This window comes from Roseiconus nitratireducens, from assembly GCF_008629675.1.
Taxonomy (GTDB): Bacteria; Planctomycetota; Planctomycetia; order Pirellulales; family Pirellulaceae; genus Stieleria; species Stieleria nitratireducens.
In genome coordinates this window covers 95692-118244 of the sequence record NZ_VWOX01000009.1, presented here as the reverse complement: position 1 = coordinate 118244, position 22553 = coordinate 95692, and the positions used below count along the sequence as shown (strand labels likewise).

The window sequence follows — 22553 nt, the reverse complement described above, 5'->3', positions numbered from 1 at the left end:
GCCCAGAGCACCGAGCCGACATATTCGTCCTCCGTGGTCTCGGTGACCTCGGTGGCAAGTCTGTCTGATTGCTTTGCTATCGCAGCATCCGATTCCGTACGGGGACACAGCACCATTTGTCCCGTTGGTGCTCTGTCCCCCGAAAGGACTCCGAAAGGACTCCGTGGTCTCGGCGACCTCGGTGGCAAATCTGTCTGCTTGCTTTGCTATCGCGGCATCAACTGGCCTGTGATTGGGCGCGTTGGGCTCCGTGCGGGGACGCAGCACCTCGTGCTCTGTCCCCCGAAAGTTCCTTTTGTCCCGTTGGTGCTCTGTCCCCCAACAGTGGACCGTGCGGGGACACAGCACCCGTTGTCTCTGTTGGTGCTCTGTCCCCCGAAAGGAATACGAAAGGAATAGTCCCCCGAAAGGAATACTCCGAGCCGACGAATTCGTTCTCCGTGGTCTCTGTGACCTCGGTGGCAAATCTGTCTGCTTGCTTTGCTATCGCGGTTTAACTCGGGCTTGCGATCGGGCGGGTCTTGCTTTCACTCCCGACCGGCCGACCGGCTGACCGACCGGGGCGAAATCATTGCCGGCGTTTCTTTCTTTTGCCGGCGTTCTTTGCCTGGGTCCGCTTCTTCTTGTGCGCGTTCGCGACGCGTTCGGTTTCAACCCCCTGATCGCCCTGGGATTTCATCCAGCTTTCCAGTTCCTTTCGCAACACAGCGATCTCATCGGCGAACTCCGGATGATCGGCCAAGTTGTGCATTTCCAGGGGGTCGTTGATCACGTCGTAGAATTCGACCGCGGGTCGATGTTGGTAGCGCAACACCGCTCGCTCCGACGGCTCGTCGCCGTCCTTGGCTGCTTCGACCATCGAGAGAAACTCGGGCGACTTCGTGCAAGCGTTGGTAAATGTCTGGTCCGGCTGCAGATTCAGAATCAGTTTGTGCGTTCGTGATCGAACGGATCGGATCGGGTACGAATCGTTGCCGTTGATGATGCCCTTGGTCGTCATGATTCCGTACACGTACTGCTTGTGCTCATCAGTCGCCCCGGTCAAAACGCCCATCATGCTCTTTCCGTCCAAGGCTGGAGCGGGTGTTCCACCGGCGGCATCCACGAACGTCGGCGTGACGTCCACGTACTCCACCATGGCGTCGGTGACCGAGCCCGGTTTCACCTTTCCCGGCCAGCGGACGACCATCGCCGACTGCAGGCCGTTGTCGTAACAGGTCCACTTGGCAAACGGCATCGAATTGCCTTGCTCGGAGACGACCATCACCAGCGTGTTGTCAGACAACTGGTGTTTGTCCAGCATCTGCAGCAGCTGACCCACCTGGTCATCAAAGTAGGTGATTTCGGCCAGGTACCGACTGTAGCCGTCGCGAACGACCGGAGTGTCAGGGATGTACGGAGGCAGCTTGATCGATTCGGGAGGGTAGCGCGAGGGATCGCCCTGATTCCACGGTGTGTGGGGTTCGTTGCTGCAAGCGAACAAGCACATTGGTGTGTTCTCCGATGCGCACTGCGACATCAATTGGTCCACCGCCTGCATGTCCGGGTTTCGGTTGCCGCTGTACTCGAAATCAAACACCTCACGTGGACCGATGTGCGTTTTGCCCGAGAGGGCAACGCGATAGCCCAACGGTTTCAGGTAGTGGGTGATGTTCTTGACGTCTGGGTAGGTTTCGGTGTGGTTCGGGTAGGCCCCGGTTTTGACCGGATACTGACCGGTATAAATGTTGTGACGTGTTGGCGAGCACATCGGAGCCGCCTGGAAGCAATGCGTCATCCGCATGCCTTCCCCGGCCAGTTTGTCGATGTTGGGGGTGTGCGCCTGGCCGCCGTAGCAACCGATGTCGCGGAAGGTGCAGTCGTCGGCAATGATGAACAAGAAATTTGGTTTTGCCGCATCAGCGGCGCACGCGTGGGACGCCGCCATTGCGGCCAGACCAAGCACGATGGGGAGCAGGCGTTTCATCGGTCAACACGTTTCAGGGAAGGGACGGAGTAGCTGGACAGCGCCAGTCGCTAGACAAAGCCCGCTAGACAAGGCCAGTCGCTAGACATGGCCACCGGACAAGGCCAGCGGGCAACGCCACGTTGGCCGCAGAGAGCAACCGACGATCGCGGAGTCAGGCGTCGCTAACGCGACCAATCAGACGCCGCTCGCGGGACCAACGGTGGACGGGCAACATCCTCCAAGACTCGAGCGATCCGGCCCGGCGGTGCAATCCAGTCGGACCAGCATTCTAACCCGCGAGCAGGCAAATCGTGTGGATCGAACGGTTGGACTCGTTCGCCAGCTCATTTTTCCATGCGGACGATCCCTGCCAGGTTGCGGCAGCGGTTTTGAATCGGCGGTTCGTCAGGGGGGCCTCGAATCCTCGCATCGGGCGTCGGGGCGGTCTACAATCGTCACCCGGCGGGGGCCCACGTGTGCCCGGACCACTTCTCTTCTCCGATCGGGAGCGTCTGGAATGTTTGAAAGATTCAGCAACGGCTTTGAGCTCGCACGTCAGAGTTGGCATGTGCTCAAGGCCGACAAACACTTATTGGTGTTCCCGCTGTTGAGCGGCATCTGCTGTTTGCTGGTGATGGCGTCGTTTGCCATTCCCCTGTTTCTGGCCGGCGGAGCGGATCTCGGGATGGACGATCTGGAACGGGCCCAGGATCCGATGGAGAACCCTCTCTATCTGGCGGTGCTGTTCACGTTCTACTTCGTCAACTACTTTGTCATCGTGTTCTTTAACAGTGCCTTGATCGCGTGCGCGGTGAAGAGCTTTTACGGGGAGCGACCGACGATCGGAGAAGGCATCTCGGCATCGATGGCACGGTTGCCACAAATTGCCGGATGGGCGCTGGTCAGTGCGACGGTCGGTTTGGTGCTGCGGGTGATTGAGAATCAGAGCGAAAAGTTTGGCGCGATCGTGTCCGGACTGTTGGGCATGGCCTGGACTGCCGTGACGTACTTCGTGGTCCCCGTGCTGGTCATCGAAAAGGCCGGCCCGATTGAAGCGGTCAAACGCTCCGGCGCCATTCTGAAAAGCTCTTGGGGTGAAGCCGTGGGAGCGAAAGGTGGAATCGGGTTCTTTTGCTTCCTGGCGATGCTGCCTTGCATCGCACTGATCATCGGTGGCGGCGTCTTGATGTCCCAGTCGGCCGTCCTGGGAATTGCTCTGCTCGCGTTCGGCGTGATCGGACTGCTGATCGTTTCGCTTGTGTCCAGCGCACTCTCAGCGATCGTTCAGGCAGCGATTTACATGTACGGATCCAGTGGCAGCGCGCCCCGTGGATTCGAGGCCTCCAACCTGCGTGGTGCATTCGCGGCACGTTGAGCTGGTTTCGGACGCGACATCATTGCCGGCAAAGCACCGACAACTCCCAATGCCCCCGCTGTTGGCCGGGGCCCGGTCGCCACGCGCCGCGGCTTTTTCGCGGCAAGTCCGCGGCAAGTCTGGGGCGATGCCGAATCTGGAACGGTTTTCTGGATCCATGCGGGTTGATCCGAATGGCGGGTTTTCGCCGATTGCTCGGCGTTCCTGAGCAATTGCTCGGCGCCCCGGAGCGACCGTGGAGGGGGGCAAGTCGGAAAAATCGGATGGCCAGATCGACTGCGGGGCGGTTAAAATGAGGGCCCACCCGCCCGGTGCGCGATCGCCCCACCCTCACGGCGCACCCTGTCTGTCGACTGACCCCGTCCCGCCGGCCATCGCCGCGTCGAATAGGTTCTTATGCGTTTGCTGCTTCTTCTCTTGCCACTTCTGATCTGGCTACCCAGCAGCGGTGCCGCGGACACGCTCGATTCAAGCTTTCAGAAATCGGTCCAGCCGTTCGTCCAACGCTACTGTTTGGATTGCCATTCCGCGGCCGACGCTCAAGGGGACCTGGACCTGACCGCCGACCAAGACGCCGCCTCGGTGGCTGGTAACTTTCGTCGCTGGGCGGTCGTGATGGATCGCTTGGAAGCCGGCGAGATGCCGCCTCCGGATGCCGGTGAGCGGCCATCAGATTCGGAGGTGAAGAAAGTCCTGCACTGGATCACTGAACTTCGCGACTCGGAGGCCAAACGCACCAGCGGCGATCCGGGGATTGTTCTGGCACGTCGGTTGAGTAATGCGGAGTACAACTACACCATCCGCGATCTGACAGGTGTTGATATCCGACCGGCGGAGTCCTTCCCGGTGGATCCCGCCAACGAGGCCGGTTTCGACAACACGGGTGAATCGTTGACGATGTCGCCTTCCCTGATCAAGAAATACTTGGAAGCGGCGAGGATGGTTTCGGACCATCTCGTGCTCGCCCCGGGAGGGCTGGAGTTCGCGCCGCACCCGGTGATGACTTTTACGGACCGCGACAAGTACTGCGTCAATCGAATCATCGATTTCTACCATCGGCAGCGGACCGACTATGCCGACTACCTGCTGGCCTTATGGCATTTTCAACAGGCCGATCCTTCGCGGACCGACGGGGATCGGAAGGCGTTGCAAGAGTTCCTTTCCGCTCGCGAAAGCGGCCAGCACGATTCAGCCCAATCCGATGGGACCAAACCGCTCAGCGCCCGCTACGCGTCCACGCTATGGCAAATCCTGACGGGTCCACCACGTCAGCAAGGGCCGATCGCCGCCCTGCAACACTTGTGGCGTCAGCTTCCAACCGGCGATGGACCCGAAGCAACCTCCCAGGCCAGGCAACAGTGCGAGCAGATGCGGGACTTCATCGTCACGCTCCGCCGACAATTGGTCCACAACGTCAGCAACTTGACGACGCCAGAGGTTCATGACGGATCGCAACCGTTGGTGCTGTGGAAGAACCGTCAATTCGTCGCCAATCGTCGTCGCTACGCCGGAGGTGCCCCGGACGTGATCGAAGCGAAGCTGGACGATCTTTCCTTGCCGGCCGGTTCGGAAGCTTCCGCGGCGATGAAACTGCCCGATGATCCCGCCGCTCTGGAGCAATACGAGCAAACGTTTGAAGAGTTTTGTTCGATTTTTCCCGACAAGTTTTACGTTTCCGAACGAGCACGCGTCTATCTGGATCCGGAAGAGGAAAAGGAGCGGACCGGTCGTTATTTGAGCGCGGGATTTCACAACCAGGCCGGCTACTTTCGCGACGACGCTCCGCTGTACGATCTGATGCTCAGCGATGCGGAGCGTCGCGAGTTGGACCGCTTGTGGACCGAGCTGGATTTTGTCTGCAGGGCGCCGCAGCGTCAGTATGCGGCGTTCATCTGGTTCGACCGAACCGATTCCAGCTTCATGCGAGATTCGCAGTTCGACCGCTACCGGGCCGAAGACAAAGATTGCACTTCGGAAGCCAAGGTGCAGGGGCTGAAAGCCGCCTATTTGGAGAAAGCGGAACGTGTGGGCGGCAATCCTGAGGCGCTGCAGGCCATCGGCCGCTACTTCGACGACATGTCGCAATCGTTTCGGTGGTGGGAAGATCAATGGGAAGCGTCGCAATCGGTTCACGTCGAAGCGATGATCGATTTTGCCCAGCGGGCGTTTCGACGACCGTTGACTCAGCCAGAGCGTGACCAGCTGCGATCCTTCTATCATTCGTTGCGGGATCAAGATGGGCTCAGTCACGATGAAGCCATCCGGGATTGTGTGGTCGCAACGTTGATGTCGCCCCATTTCTGCTATCGGGTGGACTTGCCCAGCCGCTCTGGCGACGGTGAACAACCGACGGAGATTCAGCCGCTGGACGATTTTGCTTTGGCAAGTCGCTTGAGTTACTTCCTGTGGGCCAGCATGCCGGACGACGAGCTGTTGGACCTGGCCCGAGCAGGCGAGCTGCATCGACACGACGTCCTGGAAGCGCAAACGCGGCGCATGTCGCGTGACCCGCGGGCGCGTGGCTTCGTCACGGAATTCGCCGGCAATTGGCTTGATTTTCGCCGGTTTCAAGAACACAACGGGGTGGACCGGGAACGGTTCCAGGGGTTCACCGACGGCTTGCGTCAATCCATGTACGAAGAGCCGATCCGGTTGATGATGCATGTGATTTCCGATCAGGCCTCGGTGCTGGATCTGCTGTACGGGGATTTCACGTTTGTCGACGAACAACTTGCCCGCCACTACGGGATGAGCGATGCGTACGCGGCACAAGTCGACAAGGTGTCGGCAACCAACGGCGGTTGGATCCGGATGGAGAATACCGGGCGGTTTGGCCGCGGCGGCTTGTTGCCCATGGGCGTGTTCCTGACGGCAAACTCACCTGGACTGCGCACCAGCCCCGTCAAACGTGGTAACTGGGTCGTCAAACGCATTCTGGGGGAACAGATTCCCGCGCCCCCGGCAGCGGTTCCGGAGTTGCCCGAAGATGAGTCCAAGCTGGGCGAATTGACATTACGCGAAGCCCTCGCGAGGCACCGCGCCGATCCCAGCTGCGCCGCCTGCCATGAACGAATCGACTCCTTCGGCCTGGTGTTTGAGAACTACGGTCCGGTCGGCGAGCGGCGACTGGAAGACTTCGGTGGACGCGCGGTCGATTCTCACGTCATGTTCCCCGACGACAGCGAGGGTGAGGGACTGTCGGGGCTACGGGACTACATTCGACGCGAGCGGCAGGACGACTTTGTCGAGAATTTCTGCCGGAAGCTACTCACCTACGCCCTGAGCCGATCGTTGCAACTTTCTGACGAGTTGACGATTGCTCAGATGAAAACGACGCTCGAGAAAAGCGACCATCGATTCTCCTCGCTGGTCGAAGTCATTGTCACGAGCCCCGCGTTTTTGAACCAGCGAATCAACGTCAAACTTGAACGGTAACACGGTTTTCCAAACACGATCGAACTGATGAAACAATCCAAATTGAATTTCGGGACGCCGTCTGGCCGATCCGCAGCCGTGGATTCGCGACTGTCGCGTCGAACGGTTCTGCGCGGTGCCGGTGTCGCAATGACGTTGCCGTGGATGGAATCGATTCCGGTCTGGGGAAGCGAGACCGTGGTCGGCGGCAGTCCGACCGACGCACCCAAGCGCTTTGCCGCCGTCTTCATGGGCTGCGGGATCAACAGTGATCACTGGTGGGCCAAGGGTTCCGGAGAGCAGATGGAGTTGGGCAAAAGCCTGGCACCGATGGAGCCGATCAAGCACAAGATGAATTTCATCACCGGCCTGTTCAACGAGAATGCGACCGACGTGGGGATTCACCCGGGCCAGACGGGAAACATTCTTTCCGGGGCTTCGCTGCAGAGGGGCGCGGAGCTTCGCGGCGACATCAGCATGGACCAGGTGCTGGCCAACCATTTCCAGGATCAGACGGTCGTTCCCAGCCTGGTGCTCGGTTGCGAGCAGCCGGTGACGGGCTATCACGAGACCAACTTCTCAATGGCCTACAGTTCACACATTTCCTGGCAGAACAAAACGTCGCCCGTTCCGATGGAGGTGTATCCCTCGTTGGCATTCGACGCGTTGTTTGACAACCAGGGCAGTCGGCGGAATGAGAGTATTCTGGATCGTGTTCGCGAGGACGCAAAGTCGCTGGCACTGCGCGTCAGCCGCAGCGACCGTGCGAAGTTGGACGAATACTTGAATAGCGTTCGGGAGGTCGAGAAGCGTGCGGCTTCGATGCGGACGGCACGCGAAAAGGCGCAGGAACGGGCCAACGATCGCGGCAAAGAATTGGCCCGCATGCCGCGTCCCGATGACGGGCTGCCCGAAGACATCCGCGATCACATGCGGCTGATGTGCGACATCGTGGCGTTGGGATTCCAGACCGACAAGTCACGGGTGGCGACACTGCTGTTGAACCGTGACCTGTCCGGATTGTTTTACCCATTCCTGGATGTCAAAAGCACGCACCACTCTGCGTCACACCGTGACAAGTCCGACGAGTACGAACGGATTTCACGTTACTACTGCAGTCAGTATGCCTACCTGGCGAAAAAACTGGACTCGATGCCCGAAGGTGACTCCACCGTGCTGGACAATTCCTGTCTGCTGTTCATTTCCAGCATGTGGTCAGGCAACGCGCACGACTCCAGCAAGGTGCCCGTGTTATTGACCGGCGGTCTTCGCGGGACGTTGGAAACCGGTCGCGTGCTTGACTATGTCGGCAAGGACGACGACGACCGACGGCTGTGCAGCATGTACCTGTCGATCATGGATCGGATGGACGTCAAGCAAGATCGGTTTGGCGACTCCGACCGGCGATTGGCAGGACTGTAAGCCGCCGTCGCCGCTGCTGGCAGGCGTGCCGGCCGATGCCGAACCGTCGCACGGCGGAGCAGAGCAGGGTGGGGCAGGGCAGTACAGTGCAGTGCTGTGCTTTGCAGTGCAGCGGTTCATTCGGTTCCGCCGACCGGCACTTCGCCGTGGCCATGAACCTGCTGGCAGATTTCACGCAGGGCGCCTTCGACGTCGCCGCTGGCGGTCTGGAAACTGTCGGCGTCGATCGTCAGCGGAGCGCCCAAAACGACCAGCGGGGCTCCATAACGCGGCGTCTGGATCGCCTGCTGAATGGACAGGCCGCCGACGGCTTGCACCGGGACGGGAACCGCCGCGACGACCTCCCGCAGTTGGTCCATAGGGCTCGGGAATCGTCCTCCGGCTGCGGCGATTCCACGCCGCTCGTCGTACCCGATGTGATGGATCACGAAATCGCATCCCAGATCGGCCAGCTTTTTGGCTCCGTCCACCATGTTTTCGCTGGCCAGGTTATCTCCCATCACGCGGACGCCAAAATCCTTTCCGGCTTGGACCACACACTTGATGGTTTCGTCGTGGGCCTGCGACATCACCACCACGTGGGTCGCGCCGGCCTTGGCCATCAGTTCCGCTTCCAGGTAGCCGCCGTCCATCGTCTTCAGGTCCGCGACGATTGGGACGTCGGGGAATCGTTCGCGAAGTGCCCGAACGCCATGCATGCCTTCGGCAATGATCAACGGAGTCCCGGCTTCCAACCAATCCACGCCGGAGCGCATTGCCATTTCGGCCAGTTCAATGGCTTCGGTAATCTCAGTGACGTCAAGAGAAATCTGTACGATCGGTTTCATGACAAGGCGAAACTTATCCAGCGGGCGCGGGTCGTTTATTCCAATCGTGGACGATCCGACCAGGGATCTCGCTCACGAAGCAGCGCATTGTACTCGCAAAACGAAACGGCGCGACCGTGGGTGTCCATCAAGTGATGGCAGCAGTTGGCGATCCGATCCTGGTCATAGTTGTAGCAGTCCATGAAGGGCTTGATCGCAATCCCGAACAGGTCCGTTGGTCGAACCAGTCGGCGTCCGATCGCACCGAGCAATCGGCTGCCCCACTGCGGGCGTGAGGATCCCACCATCTTGCGAATCTGGGACCGATCCAAGATGGTTTTGTAGGCGACCTGTTCGGTCACGCGGGCCAAATCGACATGTCGCGTGACGTTGAATTTCAATGCCCGACGCCGGACGAACAACGTCAACCATCCGCAGTTGGGATGGCTGCACGGGATGGGGACGAAATCCTGGTCACGGATCCGCGTTGCTGCCTGGCTCGTCACGCACTTCACCACGTCCGACAAAGTCAATCGATCGATTGGTTCTCGCGCCAGCTGGTAACGTCCCGAGTAGGTTACCGGCTGCAACGCGACCAACTTGATATGGGAGTGACGCATGGCGGTGTCGATCACCCAGCCGACTTCAGCGTCATTGACACCTCGAGTCAGCGTCATGGTCAGTTGCATGACGATCCCCAACTTTTCCAGCCGCTGGATCACCCTTTCACGAACATGCGTCGGGTTTGCGGCACGCAGATTGAGGTTGGCGTCGGCCGAGTGGCCATCGAACTGCAGCAGCACCATCAACTTGTCACGAAACGGTACCAGTCGTTGGGCGACTTCCGGACGATCGAGCAGCAGTCCGTTGGTGGGCAGGTAGATCTTTCGCACTCCCGGTTGATCATTCAAAAAGCCGATCATTTCCCAAAACTGCGGGTGCAGCAACGCTTCACCACCGGTCAATTGAACAGAGTCCAAGCCGTTCTTTTCGTGGATCAACTGCGTCATGTAAGACCGAAACGCGTCCAGTGACAGGACCCGATCGCCGCGGGCGTCGCTGTAGCAAACCTTGCAACTCAGGTTGCATGCGTTGGTGATTTCGACCAGCACCGTGCAACTCTTGTTTTGGGACTGGTCGGTCCACGGGAATCGCGGATCGCTGGCGTTTGCCGGGCCGTCTCCGCAGGTCTGGTCGCCGCCGCAGCAGCCCGTCTGGTAGGTCGGGAACGTCAACAAGCGGTCGTCGCGATACCGCTTCCCGCAGCAATCCTTGTTAGACAGAAAGTAAAACTGTTCGTCGTTCTCGATGACCGCTTCGCTCAATCCGTGTTCCGGACATTGCTTTTTGATCCAGACGCGACCGTCGGCCGTGTAGACGGCGGCGGGAACATGCCGAAGGCAACTCGGGCATAAGCTGATCGTGGTCTTCAGCAGCCGATCGCTGTCACGCAATTCGAACCACACCACGACGTCGCGTTGACTCAGTCCCTGAAGGCGGGTTCGAATCGGAGTCAGGGGCAGATCGGACGGCTGGGCGGATTCCAGATTCAAAACGGGCAGCGAGATTTTCATCCTGTCACGCAAACCGGTCGGCTCCGTCGAGGAAAAGTTGGCAGATCCGATTGAGCAGTATTTGGTGAGGGCGAATCCCGTCGTCAAAGCGGTGTCGAAACGTCCGCAACAGCCGGCGCGAAAAATGGAGATTGGCCTTGGCTTCGGCACGCCGGTGTGTTTCCAGGATCGCGGTCGCCCGTCGACGGGTGACCAGGTCGCGGACCGCCTCCAGGGTGTAGTCGACGTGCCGGGCTTCGTCCCGCATGACAGCGAACACACATTTCTCCGCCGCACCGCGGCCGCCAGCGCCGCACGCTTCGGCGTGGTATTCGATCGAATGACCGACACGCTTCTCCAGAAAATGGGCGTGGGCCATGAAGTTTGCCAATTTGAAACGGCGGACCTCGTCGGGGTCGTCCGGTAGGACGTGGAACGTCCCCGGAGTGAAGGATCGGACCACATCGTTGAAAACGAACGGGGGCGCAATTGGGACGATGGGTTGGCCAATCGTCGTCAACGCGTGGGTGTAAAGTCGCACATGCTTTGCTTCGTCAGATGCGTGGCGGTCGATGCTGTCCGCCAGGTCACGCGTGGGAGCAAATTCGCTTTGGAAATAATCGCACACCGTTTCCGGGTAGCGTTCCCCATGCAGGTAAAGATTCAGAACCCAACCATGAGCGATCGGGTTGGCAACCACATCGCGGTGGAGCCGCGACTTGATGGCGTTGATGATGAACATGTCAGTTTCCTTGTATCCCTGGACCGGCAACGCACAAGCCAAAGAACAACCCAAAAATGACGACCACGGCCAGCAGGCTGATCACGATCAGGCTGGTGAAGATCGAAGCCGCTGTGCTGTGTGATTTCCGTGGAACGGATTGGGGCCGCGGCCCGGGCGTGGTGGATTCGATCGGGCGAGCATAGGGCGACGGGTTTTCGGGCGGCGTCTCCGCGGCCTGCTGGTCGCCAGCTTGCTTTCCGCCGCTTGGTTCACGGTTTTGCCGCTGCTCGCCACCGTCACCGGGTTTTTCATGATTCGACATCCCATTGTTCCCCGTTAAAGGCTGGTGGCGACGGTCGGGTCAGACAAGTCGTTCGTCTGCCGATCTCGTTCTCTTCGGAGCAGATTGCGGCGATAAAAAATCCCACCCAAAACCACCATCAGAATTGACAACCATTGATATCCCGACAGAGAGCCCATCGGTTTCGGCGTCTCACGCAGAAACTCGGAGAAAAACCGGAAGCTCCCGTACGCCATCAGATAGACCGAAAACACGCAGCCAGACAGCCGTTGTTTTTTGACCAGCCAGAGCGCCACGCACCCGGCCAGCAGTTGAAACAGGATTTCATAGAGGGGCGCCGGGTGGCGGGCGATCCCGTCGGAGTACGTCACCGACCAGGGACTTTCAAAGGGGGTGCCGCGGCAGCATCCGGAGAACAAGCACCCCAATCTTCCGATCGCAAAGGCAAACGGCAACTGAGCGGCGAACCGGTCGTTGGGCGGAAGTGGATAGCGGAAGAACGGTTTTGCCAACTCGGCGCCCAACAGACCGAAGATCAGTGCCCCCACAATCGATCGACCCGAATAGACGACCTGTTCCCAGCTGTCCAGCGGACGCAGCGGCCACAGGAACTCACCGAATAGAAAAGTCAGCTTGGCTCCCAGCACCGCGCTGACGAATGTCACCAGCTGCACGCGGTAGTACTGGCGTTTCAGCTGCTGATCTCGCAAATGTCCGGTCACGGGGAACCACATCCCCACCAGCAGCGCCAGCAGCACTGGCAACGCGTAAAGTGGATACAAGTGGGGAATGGAAAGATCCATGAACGTTCTTTTACAGTCAGGTTCCGGCCAGCCGCGCGAACACATCGGTGGCGGTGACGGCGATCAAGAAACCGAGAAATGCGAAGTGGGTCTTGGCGTGTTGTTCGATCTCGGAGGGATGCAGACGTCGGTGAAAGATCCATTCGTCCGCTGATCTCGCCGACAGAAACAGCACCAGTCCGACCAGCATCAGCGAGGTGTGCCCGGCGATCGCGTGCGAAATGACCGTCAACAGCGCAAGCACGATTGTCACGTGCAGCAGGCGTTCGTTCCAACTGACGGCGCGGTGGCGAAAATGATGCAAGTTGTCATTCAGGCCGTAGTAAGCATACGGCAGCAGAAAGGCCGGGAACGCCACCGCTCGCCACCAATCGTGTGCGTGAGTCGGACGTGGCGCTCCGTCGATCGCGGATTCCCAGCCGAAGGGTCCGGACAGTTCTGGTGGCAATGTCCACTGGTGGCCGTCCAACCAGTCGACGACCAAGGCCACGACGACAAAGATCAGCAACGCGAGATGTTCCTTGGCGTGCAGGTCTGACTCTTCGGCCGGGATCCCGCGGTGCCAAACGTACTCGTCGACCGCACCGGCGATCAGGAACAGTATCAGTGCCACGGTCATCAGGACCAGGTTTCCCAGCACCGCCTGGGCGAACACCAGAAACAGGGTCACGCCGATTGCCAGGTGCAGCAAATGTTCGGCCATCGTCACCCGTCGGCCGCGAAAGTGAAAAGCGTTGTCTTTGGATGCGTAGTAGAGAAACGGCAGGAAGCTCAACAGCAAGATCGCGATTCGCATGTTGTCGCGCCCTCCCGCCGCGCGGAATCGGGTAAGGATGATCGCCAAACCGAAGCGTCCGACGGTCCGCAAAACGGTGAAAGTCGAGGCGAAGCGACTGTCGAATCAATTTGCAGCACCCGCCTCCGAGCATCGCGCGGGGACGGCGAGCATTGTGCGGGGACAGAACGCCGGTTCGGGATCAGTTTCGGTCGGCGTGTGCAGCGTAGCTTCCGTCGGCCGTTTGACGCGGCAGCTCCGGCATGTCCTCATCCTTCCTGGCCGGCAGATGCAGGTCGTCGGGGTGGCCGGTCGTCTTGGTCCGTGTCAGATAAGTGTAACCGGTCAGGGCTTGCTCGAAGGTGGCGACCGTCTGTCCGGCTTGCTGGTGGTCGATCCAGCCTTGCGAAATAGCTTCTTCGACCGATTCCTGAAGTTTCTCGATCAGTTCGCGGTCGTCGTATTGGACGTACGAGAGCACTTCCGAGACGGTGTCACCCTTGACGATCGAACGAACGCGGACCGCACCGCCTTCGGACTCGACGTGCACGGCATGCGTGTCGCCGAACAGGTTGTGCAGGTCTCCCAGAATTTCCTGATAGGCCCCCACCATGAAGACGCCCAACTGATAGGAATCACCGTTCTGAATTGAGTGCAGCCGCACGGTGCTGCGTCGTTCGCCACTGCAAACGAACGAATCGACTTTGCCGTCGCTGTCGCAGGTGATATCACCGAGCACCGCATGGCGGGTCGGGGGTTCATCCAGTCGATGGATGGGCATGATCGGGAACAGCTGGTCGATCGCCCAGGAGTCCGGCATCGATTGGAACAAGGAGAAGTTGACGAAATAGATGTCCGACAACATGCGGTCCAACTGTTTCAGCTCTGATGACACGTGCTGCTGTTCGCTGGAAAGCTGGCGAAGCCGATGGCAGAGCGCGAAATACAGGTTCTCCGCGGCGACGCGTTGCTCCAGCGGCAGGTAGCCGCCGCTGAACAGGTTCATGCACAGGTCCAGTGCGACCTGAGCATCGTGAAACGTCTCCATCATGTTTTCCGCGGACAGCGTCGTGTAGGCGCTCCACAGATCGTGCACCGGCTTTTCATAATCCTCCGGCGGACCTCCGTCGATCCCGGACTCCGCTTCGTCAGGCGTCGCCCAGGGCGGCAGGACCGTGTTGCCTTGGGAGGTCACGCCGAGGGTTTCCATCACCAGCACGCTGTGCTGGGCGGTCAGGGCGCGCCCACTTTCGGAAATCAGCTGGGGATGGGGAACCCCGGTCTCATCGCACACGCTTTGCACGTGAAAGACCACGTCGTTGGCGTATTCCTGCATGGAATAGTTCATGCTCGATTCGGTGTCGCTCCGCGATCCATCGTAGTCGACGCCCAGACCGCCGCCGACGTCCAGATAGCCCATGGCTGCGCCACGACGTTGCAGGTCGACGTAAATCCTGGCCGCTTCCAGAATGGCGGACTTCAGCTGGCGGATGTTTCCGATCTGACTTCCCACGTGAAAATGCAGCAGTTGGAAACAGTCGGCCATGTCCATGTCGATCAAACGGTCCAGGGCCGAAAGAACCTCGGCCACCGTCAAACCGAATTTGCTGCGGTAACCGCCGCTGGCCTGCCATCGCCCGCTGCCTCGCGTCGCCAGTTTGACCCGCATGCCGAAGGTCGGCCGGACTCCGATTTCGGAGGCCACGCGGAGAATCAAATCCAGCTCGGACATCTTCTCGATCACCGGCAGCATCTTTCGTCCCAGACGCTGGGCCATCATCACCAGCCGGATGAATTCCTCGTCTTTGAATCCGTTGCAGACGATCGGGACGCACGGCTCACTCATCGCGATGGCCGCCAAGAGTTCCGGCTTACTGCCCGCCTCGATCCCGAATCCCAGTTTGGCACCTTCGCCCACGATTTGCTGGACGACTTCGCGTTGCTGGTTCACCTTGATGGGAAACACGCAACGGTAGCGATTCTGATAGCCTTGTTCGGCGATCGCCTTGGAGAAGCAATCGTCCAAGCGGTGCAGTCGGTCACGCAGAATCCCGTTGAAGCGCAACAGAATCGGAAGTTCCAAGCCGCGGTCGCGCAGGCGATCGACCAGCGATTTCAGATCGATTCCGGAAGCGGGGTCTCGGTCGGGTGTGACCAGCACCGTCCCATCCGGGGAGATGGAAAAGTACCCGTCCCCCCAGCGATCGATGCCATACTCCGAAGCTGCGTCTTGGACCGTCCACGGATCATTGATTCTCTGCGCCAACGTTGCTGGACCCTTGCTAGAACGTGCGAAACCGGGCTGCTTGAAAGCGGCTCACTTTAACATTCCGTGGCGGGAGACGATATGCGGCCCGTCGAGATCCATAGGAAACTCTTGAACGCCGCCGGTCGACCGGACGGTCTGCCGGAACCCGGGCCGGCGTGGTCGGTCGTTGCCCGCGATGGTCAGGCCGGGCGATCGAGTCCCAACTGTTTCATGCGGTTCCGCAAGGTCGGGCGACTGACGCCCAACCGCAGGCTGGTTTCGCTCAAGTTTCCCCCGGTGGCTTTGAGCACCGTTTGGATCAGAAGCAGATCGACCGCGGCGTGAATCTCATCGCTCAAGTTGTGCGAACCGTCGTTCAGTCGGGCGGCAATCTCTTCCCCGAGCGGCTTGTGCCAGTCGGCGGTGGGCCCCGGTTCGGGCGCCGCCGGATCGCCTCCGGCAAAACCGGTCGGCAGGAAGGCCGGCACAATGACCGGTCCGCTCGCTTTCAACAGAGTTTGTTTGACGATCCCCTGCAGTTCGCGGACGTTGCCCGGCCAGCGATGTGCAAGCAACCGACGCATGGTTTCGTCGGCGATCGCCACAAAGTCTTTTCCTAGCGTGCGGGCATACACGGCAAAGAAATACTCGGCCATGCGGCCGATGTCGTCGCCGCGTTCGCGAAGCGGGGGCAGTCGAATCGTGAACTCGTTCAAGCGGTAAAACAGGTCGCTGCGAAAGCTTCCCTCAGTGATCGCGGCTTCCAAGTCGCGGTTGGTCGCGGCAATGATTCGAACGTCGGTCTTGATCGGGGTGCTTCCGCCGACGCGTTCGAATTCTTTCTCTTGCAGCACGCGCAGCAGTTTCGTTTGCATGATCGGAGACATCTCACCGATCTCGTCCAGGAACAACGTGCCGCGGTGACAGATCTCGAATTTACCAATGCGACGCTGGTCGGCCCCGGTGAACGAACCTTTCTCGTGGCCGAACAGTTCGCTTTCCAACAGCGTCTCGGGGATCGCGGCGCAGTTGATCGCATGGAATGTCTGGTCGAAGCGCCGGCTGTGCTGGAAGATCGCTCGCGCGACGACTTCCTTGCCGGTTCCGGTTTCGCCCAGGATCAATACTGCAACGTCGCGTGAGGCAACCCGACCGATTTGGCGGAAGACGTCGACCATCGCCGGGCAGTCGCCGAGCATCCGGTCGGCACTTTCGGGCGGCTGGTCCAGCGTCTGCGTGGGCAGCACCGCGGGCCGCCGAGCCATCTGGCTGGTTTCCAAAGCGGAGTCGATCAGGGGCAGGATCTCGTCCGGTTCGAAGGGCTTGGTGACATACTCAAACGCGCCCCCCGACATCGCCGTGATCGCGACTTCCGCGCTGCCGTGGCCGGTCATGACGATGACGGGAACGCGTCGGTCAAGCTCATGAAAGTCATGGACCGCGGCCAGGCCCGACCGATCGGGCAATTGGACGTCCAGCAGGACCGCATCGGGCCGATGACTGCGAAACGCCTCCAGCCCGCGTTCAGCCGAATCGGCCACCAGCACGTGGTAATCCGGTTCGGGCAAGCACAACTTCATGCACTGCAGGATCAACGGGTCGTCATCAACGACCAGCAATGTACGGGCGCCGGGTACGGAGCTCATCAGCAACCGTCCTCTGCCGTGGGCAAGCGAACCTCTTGCGGATCCGCCGTCGGTTGACGCTCCGTTGCGGACGCGTGGGGCGGCAGCACGATCGAAAATGTGCTTCCCCGACCAAGGGTGGAATCAATTCCGATGCAACCTTGATGGCTCTTGACGATCCCCAGCGTGGTGCTGAGCCCCAGCCCGGTTCCCTGGCCCCGTTCTTTGGTCGTGAAGAACGGGTCAAAGATCCGGTCGCAAATATTGGACGGAATCCCCCGCCCCGTGTCCGAAACCTCCAGGATCACGTACTCGCCCGGGGCAAGGGTCTTGGTCAAGAAGGCTCGCTCCGTGGTCAGAGTCAGTCGGGCGGCGCGGATTCCAAGATCGCCACCTTCGGGCATGGCATCGCGGGCGTTGATCGCAAGATTCATCACGACCTGGCTGAGTTCCGTTTCATCGCCCAGTACCTCCGGCAGGTCCGGTTCGATTTCCAGGGTCACACGCACGTCCTCGCGGAGGGTCCGGCGAAGGATGGCGACGATCTCCGGCAAGAAATCCGCGATCTGGGTCGGGCGGTGTTGGGCGTCACCGCCGCGTGTGAAGGTCAGCAGTTGCGCGATCAGGTCGGCACCGCGTGCGGCGGCCGATCCGATGGTCTGCAAGAGCGCCTCCCGATCGACGTTGGACTGCTCACGCTGGAGCATCTTGCAACTCATCAGAATCGGCGTCAGCAAGTTGTTCAGGTCATGGGCGATCCCACCGGCCAAGGTCCCCAACGATTCCAATCGCTGTCGCCTTCGTTCGACCTGTTCCAGCGTGGCGACCTGTTCCAACGTGGCCGGTCCCGCATCCGAGACCGTTGAACTGGGGGTGTGGTCCATGGACGTTGGACCACGGGGGTGGTTGGTAAGCCCGGTCAATGGCCTGTCCTTGAGATCGATGGACGCGATCCCAACGGAATCGCCAAAAGCACGAAAACGTCAGCCCGCCGCTCCATACGGCACGCCATTCGCATTGGCGCTAAAGTCTAAACGCCGGAGAAGCATCTCAGCAGCCGTAAAGTTTTCTGTTTTGCAAAGAGTTGACGTGGTGAATTTGCAAGCGTTTCAGACAAGCATCCAAGAGGCGCAGTCCGCTTGGCGGGGATGTGTTTGGCCGACGGAATTTGGGCCGCTGAAACTGAACCTCTGCGGTTTGCGCAGTCGGCAAGCCGCGTTAGCCGCCAATGCGTTGCGCGGGGCGGAGCGTCGCTGTTGGCAAGAGGCCGCGTGCTGGCTCTCGCGGGTCGAACGTGACGCCGATCGGGCCGCCGCTCTGGCTTCGCTGGCCGTCCAATCATTCAACAGCGGCAACCTGGATCTGGCCCAGCGTCTGTTGGCCCAGGCCGCCCGAATCGAATGCCAGTATCGTACGGAGTCGTTCTACGCCCGATGTCGGCCCTTGGCTGAATCGAGCTCCGGACGCGGCACCACGAATTGACGTAGCCACGCTCACCAGAGCGTGGAAGACGCAAGTTGATGTAGCCACGCTCGCCAGAGCGTGGTGATACCACCTTGCGACCGTCTGTGAACCATTGCGCCATCGACTTCGTGACGGACGAACAATCCGCGACAACGTGATGTTGTCCAGCCACGTATCTGCCCAGCCACGTAGCCGCCCACCCGGGCATCCGTCCTTAGTCGGACACAGACGGCTCGTTCAGTTCCGCCGCCGTTTCGGCGGCCAATTCCGGTTCCGGCAGGAAGAACGACAGCACCGCTCCCACGGCATACACCAGCAGGGCCACGATGCCGGCGGCCACGGCCGTTTCGCCGCTGGGCAATTGTGTGGCCAGGTACGCGGTGAGCGCGGCGAAGGAGGTCCCGATCATGCGACCGCCGATGTTGGCCGCAAAGCTTTCGCCGGTTCCACGCAAGTGCAGCGGATAGACACGCGGCAAATAGTTTCCCCAGAAGCTGAATTGGGCCACCGTCAGCAACCCCGCCACGAAGATGCCGACTTTCAGCATCGAAAGGTCTTCCCGTGCCGGGTAAAAGTACAACAGCGGAACGATCACCAAACCGGGCCACTGAAAGATGCGGAACAACCAGCGACGGCTGACGATCACGATCGCCAGGGTCGCCAGCGCAAAACGTCCCGCCAGCCCGCCAAGCTCCTGGTAGCCGTTGACGGTTGCGGCGACTTGCTGTTCGAACCGTTTCTTTTCCGGGACGCTCAGCTTTTCGGTCTGGGCGCGGACTTCGGGCAAGCTGGGAACAATCGACGGAGTTTGCTGAAGCGCCCCAAACGCGGCCCCGTAGCTGCATGCGAACATCAACGTCGTGACGACCGTCGTGCGACGGTAGGTCGGTGAGAACAGTTCCGCCAAACTGGGACGCTTCAGTGTTCCGGCTGCCTTCTGCTGGGCCCAGGCCGGTGATTCCGGCAGGAAGGGGCGGATCACGATCAATGGGATCGCCGGGATCACCCCCGAGATGACCGTGTAACGCCAGGCTTCGTGCCCACCGGCGATTTCCGGCAGCTGCGACGCGTACTGGACGGCCAGGTAATTTGCCGCGGTCACTAACAATCCTCCGATCGACGAGAAGGCTTGGGTGTAGCCCAACACCGCTTCCCGTTGCTTCGGTTGGGGAAACAATTCCGCCAGCCATGCCACGGCCGCGACGAACTCCACGCACACGCCGATGAATGTCGTGCAGCGAAAGAACAGCAGCCATTCGACCGACTGCACAAACCCGCTGGCCAACGCGCTGAACGCGTACAGCAAGATGCTGATAACCAGCACACGTCGTCGGCCCCAGAGGTCCGTCAGGTATCCGCCCAGCAATCCGAACACGCCACCGACCATCGCCGGCACGAAGAATAGAATCCCTCGCCAGTATTCAAATTCCGGCGTCCCGGGGGCGACTCCCGCCAGCTCCGACAAAGCCGGACGCAGGATCAGGGGCAGCATCAGCAGTTCGTAGATGTCGAACGCAAAACCGATCGCCGCGATCACGCACACGGTCCATTTGACGATCGCGGAGGGTGGGGAGGTAAAGTCCTGATTCATTCGTTGGATTCGACTCGCACATGATCAATGGTGATTTCCGCGTTGGTGGCGTTCCCGAACAGTCCCGGGCTGCCTTGCAAGTTGGGCGACGGATCGGTGGCGGTCAGCATCCAGACTTCCGGTTCCGGTTCATCGCGGGGCCAGACCTTTCCCCGCAACACCGACGTCCCGTCGACGGTCGACGCTTGGAATTTCAGGGTGTACCAGACGCCCGGTTGCCAGGCCAACGAGATGCTTTGTGCCATCCGCAATTGCGCCGTCCACGTGCGAATCTGCAATTGTTGCGATTCGCCCATCAGGTCCAACGTGTAGCGTTGGGCGATCAGTCCCATGTCGGGAAGCTTGTTGGGCCCGGATTGAGCCATCATGTCGGCGGTCACGGTGTAGTCGTGCAGGTCCGTGGGACCAAACCAGGTTTGGCTGCGGGTTCCCTTGGGAATGGTGGTGATCTTGACCATCGCGAACTTTCCATCGACCTTTTTGATCTCGTGCCGGTAGCGGGCACCGATCCACGTGACCGGCACTTCACCGTCCGAAAAATCGAATGACCAGGGCAGCGGCGGGATGATCCGCAGACGCGACGCAGCCGTTTGGCCGCCGGCCGACACGGTGACGGTGGCGGCTTGGTGGCCTGATGAGGCATCCGCGGTGAAGTTGAGTTCGTTGTCGATCGATCCTCCTCCGCTGACTTCAACGTGCAGATCCGCCGGGAGTTCCGCGAGCGGTTGTCCGGCAGCGTTGAAGGCCGTCAACTGAAACTTCATCGGATCGCCGGGACGGATCAATGCTTCTGCCGGCACCAGTCGCAGGGTGGCGATGGCCAGATCTTTGACGGGACCTTCTGGCTGTTCGTGTCGGTTTGGGGCTTCCGGTGAATCTTCACCCGCCAGCTGGGGTTGGATCGACGCGTTGCCCAGACAAAACAGACCGCCGGTCGTCGGCAGGTACAGACGTCCGTGGGAAACGATGGGCGAACCTCCGACTTCGTGGCCTCGCGGCAGTCGGACTTTGAACAGGGACTCCACGCCCGAATCGCTGGGACGCAGGATGTGGAAAACGCCGCTGGACGTGCACGCAAAGATCTTTCCGTCGGCGTACAAAAGACTTCCCCGCATGGCGGTGCCCAACTTCATCGGCTCCCCGATCTGCTGGCCGGTGACGACATCCAGCACATGCAGCCGCGAAGAATCCTCTACGACGTACAGTCGGTCCCGCACAAGCAGCGGAGAACTTTTGCCGACCATCAATTCCTCGGTCCGCCAACGTTCCAATGGTTCGGCACCGGGGGCTCCCGTTTCGTCGGCGTTTTCACCCTTCAAGTGGGCGTCGATCCGCACGATCGCACCCATCGCCGTTCCACGCGGGTTTTCTTCGCCGTGTCCGGCGTAAATGTGGCCAGAATCGTCAACCGCCGGCGAGGTATTGATGCCGCGACGCGAGAGCGGGACGCTCCACAGGATCTTTCCGGTCCGCGGTTGCATGGCATACAGGCTGCCATCGCCGGAACCGGCGATCAAAACCGGTTGCCCATCGATGTTGCGAATGACCGGCGTGCTGTAGGTGGTGTCCTCGGGCAACGGTCGCGTCCCGGTCACCCAGACCAATTGTCCGTTGAAGCGATCAAATGCGTAGAAGCGATGCGCCGGCCGCGCCGTTTCATCCCAGCCGGTGGTGACGCCGCTGATGATCACCAGGTTTTCGAACAGGACCGGCGTGTTGGTGCGTCCTCCGTAGGTGCTGAGCATCCCGAATTCTTCGCTCAGAGACCGGGCCCACTGGGTTTCTCCCGTCTCCGCGTCGATGCATTGAAGCAGGCAACAGGCGCCCAACGCGTACACGCGATTCGTGGAGGGATCCCCGCACAAGTTGGACCACCCGACACGCTCGGCAGGCAAGTCGGATAGAAAGACGTTGTAAATGTTCTCCCAAACGACTTCTCCGGTTTCGGCGTCCAGGCAGATCACCTTTTCAGCGTCGCGGATCGTGCCCGGAGAATCGCGGACGATGGTCATGACACGACCGTTGAACGCGATCGGGGTGGAGATGCCCGCAGCCGCTTCGCTTTTCCAAAGCACGTTGGATTGCGGTCCGCCGCGGGGGTCAAACCGATCGATCAAACCGATCTCGCGGGAGGTGCCGTCCTGGTGCGGTCCGCGCCAGGCAGGCCAATCCATCGGATCGTTTGCGGCCGAAAGCTGGCCGGCGAGCGTGAATACAACGGAGACAAAAGCAAAGGCCGGCAAGACGGCTCGCAGTAGCGAACGGTGCACCATCGATGGACTCAAGGAGATCTCCGACCGCGGCGAGAACAGACTGTCTGTCGGCGGCGGGGCGGTGGGGGGATTTTGCGAGTAAGCACGTCGCGGACCAATCGCAAAAAAATCCCCGGTGCGCGTTCTCATCCTTGGAAAGTCCCGTCGATCACCGACGCCCCGCCAAGTGTCTTGGGAGCCACCCGGAAAGAGACAGTTGCATTGGAAACATGTTTGCCAGCAACTGAAAAA

Annotated in this window: 16 protein-coding genes; 4 read left to right on the top strand and 12 right to left on the bottom strand. The window is 60.3% G+C overall.

Features of this window, described 5'->3' with window-relative positions; genetic code table 11:
- Positions 1–568 precede the first annotated feature (568 nt).
- Positions 569–1966 (bottom strand): sulfatase family protein, encoded by a 1398-nt coding sequence (locus FYK55_RS16410; RefSeq protein ID WP_150077520.1) that lies wholly within the window; start codon positions 1964–1966, stop codon positions 569–571.
- 499 nt (positions 1967–2465) lie between these two features.
- On the opposite strand from FYK55_RS16410, the gene FYK55_RS16405 reads away from it, so the two are divergent.
- The 3 genes from FYK55_RS16405 (at position 2466) to FYK55_RS16395 (ending at position 8159) form a co-directional block, all read left to right on the top strand.
- Complete coding sequence (locus tag FYK55_RS16405) at positions 2466–3323, top strand: DUF6159 family protein (RefSeq protein ID WP_150077519.1); 858 nt, start codon at positions 2466–2468, stop codon at positions 3321–3323.
- Positions 3324–3719: 396 nt separating this feature from the next.
- Positions 3720–6758: a DUF1592 domain-containing protein gene (locus tag FYK55_RS16400; protein ID WP_150077518.1), complete on the top strand. Its 3039-nt coding sequence runs from the start codon at positions 3720–3722 to the stop codon at positions 6756–6758.
- A gap of 27 nt (positions 6759–6785) precedes the next feature.
- Positions 6786–8159: a DUF1552 domain-containing protein gene (locus tag FYK55_RS16395; protein ID WP_235908743.1), complete on the top strand. Its 1374-nt coding sequence runs from the start codon at positions 6786–6788 to the stop codon at positions 8157–8159.
- 116 nt (positions 8160–8275) lie between these two features.
- Here the strand turns inward: FYK55_RS16395 and FYK55_RS16390 are convergent, their stop codons facing one another.
- From FYK55_RS16390 to FYK55_RS16355, 9 genes are all read right to left on the bottom strand, one after another.
- Positions 8276–8986: an orotidine 5'-phosphate decarboxylase / HUMPS family protein gene (locus FYK55_RS16390; protein WP_150077517.1), complete on the bottom strand. Its 711-nt coding sequence runs from the start codon at positions 8984–8986 to the stop codon at positions 8276–8278.
- A 35-nt stretch (positions 8987–9021) separates the two neighbouring features.
- On the bottom strand, positions 9022–10539 hold the full coding sequence (locus FYK55_RS16385; RefSeq protein ID WP_161604558.1) for a radical SAM protein: 1518 nt from the start codon (positions 10537–10539) through the stop codon (positions 9022–9024).
- A gap of 4 nt (positions 10540–10543) precedes the next feature.
- Positions 10544–11260 carry a hypothetical protein gene (locus FYK55_RS29150; protein ID WP_161604557.1) on the bottom strand — a complete coding sequence of 239 codons (717 nt, stop codon included), beginning with the start codon at positions 11258–11260 and terminating at the stop codon, positions 10544–10546.
- 1 nt (position 11261) lies between these two features.
- Positions 11262–11564 carry a hypothetical protein gene (locus FYK55_RS16380; RefSeq protein WP_150077515.1) on the bottom strand — a complete coding sequence of 101 codons (303 nt, stop codon included), beginning with the start codon at positions 11562–11564 and terminating at the stop codon, positions 11262–11264.
- Positions 11565–11578: 14 nt separating this feature from the next.
- The gene (locus FYK55_RS16375; RefSeq protein WP_161604556.1) at positions 11579–12346 is read right to left on the bottom strand and encodes a prolipoprotein diacylglyceryl transferase; all 768 of its coding nucleotides are present in this window, start codon (positions 12344–12346) and stop codon (positions 11579–11581) included.
- Positions 12347–12362: 16 nt separating this feature from the next.
- Positions 12363–13142, bottom strand: a complete 780-nt coding sequence (locus FYK55_RS16370) for a hypothetical protein (protein WP_150077513.1) — start codon at positions 13140–13142, stop codon at positions 12363–12365.
- A 181-nt stretch (positions 13143–13323) separates the two neighbouring features.
- Positions 13324–15387, bottom strand: coding sequence for a biosynthetic arginine decarboxylase (gene speA / locus FYK55_RS16365; protein ID WP_150077512.1), 2064 nt, complete (start codon positions 15385–15387; stop codon positions 13324–13326).
- A gap of 182 nt (positions 15388–15569) precedes the next feature.
- Entirely contained in the window at positions 15570–17015 is a 1446-nt protein-coding gene (locus FYK55_RS16360) for a sigma-54-dependent transcriptional regulator (RefSeq protein WP_150077511.1), read from the bottom strand.
- Positions 17015–17878 carry a two-component system sensor histidine kinase NtrB gene (locus tag FYK55_RS16355; protein ID WP_150077510.1) on the bottom strand — a complete coding sequence of 288 codons (864 nt, stop codon included), beginning with the start codon at positions 17876–17878 and terminating at the stop codon, positions 17015–17017. Before FYK55_RS16355 ends, FYK55_RS16360 begins: the two co-directional genes overlap by 1 nt.
- A 208-nt stretch (positions 17879–18086) precedes the next feature.
- Between FYK55_RS16355 and FYK55_RS16350 the strand changes: the two genes are divergently transcribed.
- A complete protein-coding gene (locus FYK55_RS16350; RefSeq protein ID WP_150077509.1) occupies positions 18087–18476 on the top strand; it encodes a hypothetical protein in 390 nt (129 codons plus the stop codon).
- A 196-nt stretch (positions 18477–18672) separates the two neighbouring features.
- On the opposite strand, the gene FYK55_RS16345 is transcribed toward FYK55_RS16350, so the two are convergent.
- A complete protein-coding gene (locus FYK55_RS16345; protein WP_150077508.1) occupies positions 18673–20049 on the bottom strand; it encodes an MFS transporter in 1377 nt (458 codons plus the stop codon).
- Complete coding sequence (locus FYK55_RS16340) at positions 20046–22223, bottom strand: outer membrane protein assembly factor BamB family protein (RefSeq protein ID WP_235908761.1); 2178 nt, start codon at positions 22221–22223, stop codon at positions 20046–20048. Before FYK55_RS16340 ends, FYK55_RS16345 begins: the two co-directional genes overlap by 4 nt.
- Positions 22224–22553 lie beyond the last annotated feature (330 nt).

Bases quoted from the DNA above. Each gene is read 5' to 3' on its own strand.
- FYK55_RS16410 (WP_150077520.1), bottom strand. From the start codon at position 1,966: ATGAAACGCCTGCTCCCCATCGTGCTTGGTCTGGCCGCAATGGCGGCG.
- FYK55_RS16405 (WP_150077519.1), top strand. From the start codon at position 2,466: ATGTTTGAAAGATTCAGCAACGGCTTTGAGCTCGCACGTCAGAGTTGG.
- FYK55_RS16400 (WP_150077518.1), top strand. From the start codon at position 3,720: ATGCGTTTGCTGCTTCTTCTCTTGCCACTTCTGATCTGGCTACCCAGC.
- FYK55_RS16395 (WP_235908743.1), top strand. From the start codon at position 6,786: ATGAAACAATCCAAATTGAATTTCGGGACGCCGTCTGGCCGATCCGCA.
- FYK55_RS16390 (WP_150077517.1), bottom strand. From the start codon at position 8,986: ATGAAACCGATCGTACAGATTTCTCTTGACGTCACTGAGATTACCGAA.
- FYK55_RS16385 (WP_161604558.1), bottom strand. From the start codon at position 10,539: ATGAAAATCTCGCTGCCCGTTTTGAATCTGGAATCCGCCCAGCCGTCC.
- FYK55_RS29150 (WP_161604557.1), bottom strand. From the start codon at position 11,260: ATGTTCATCATCAACGCCATCAAGTCGCGGCTCCACCGCGATGTGGTT.
- FYK55_RS16380 (WP_150077515.1), bottom strand. From the start codon at position 11,564: ATGTCGAATCATGAAAAACCCGGTGACGGTGGCGAGCAGCGGCAAAAC.
- FYK55_RS16375 (WP_161604556.1), bottom strand. From the start codon at position 12,346: ATGGATCTTTCCATTCCCCACTTGTATCCACTTTACGCGTTGCCAGTG.
- FYK55_RS16370 (WP_150077513.1), bottom strand. From the start codon at position 13,142: ATGCGAATCGCGATCTTGCTGTTGAGCTTCCTGCCGTTTCTCTACTAC.
- FYK55_RS16360 (WP_150077511.1), bottom strand. From the start codon at position 17,015: ATGAGCTCCGTACCCGGCGCCCGTACATTGCTGGTCGTTGATGACGAC.
- FYK55_RS16355 (WP_150077510.1), bottom strand. From the start codon at position 17,878: ATGGACCACACCCCCAGTTCAACGGTCTCGGATGCGGGACCGGCCACG.
- FYK55_RS16345 (WP_150077508.1), bottom strand. From the start codon at position 20,049: ATGAATCAGGACTTTACCTCCCCACCCTCCGCGATCGTCAAATGGACC.
- FYK55_RS16340 (WP_235908761.1), bottom strand. From the start codon at position 22,223: ATGGATTGGCCTGCCTGGCGCGGACCGCACCAGGACGGCACCTCCCGC.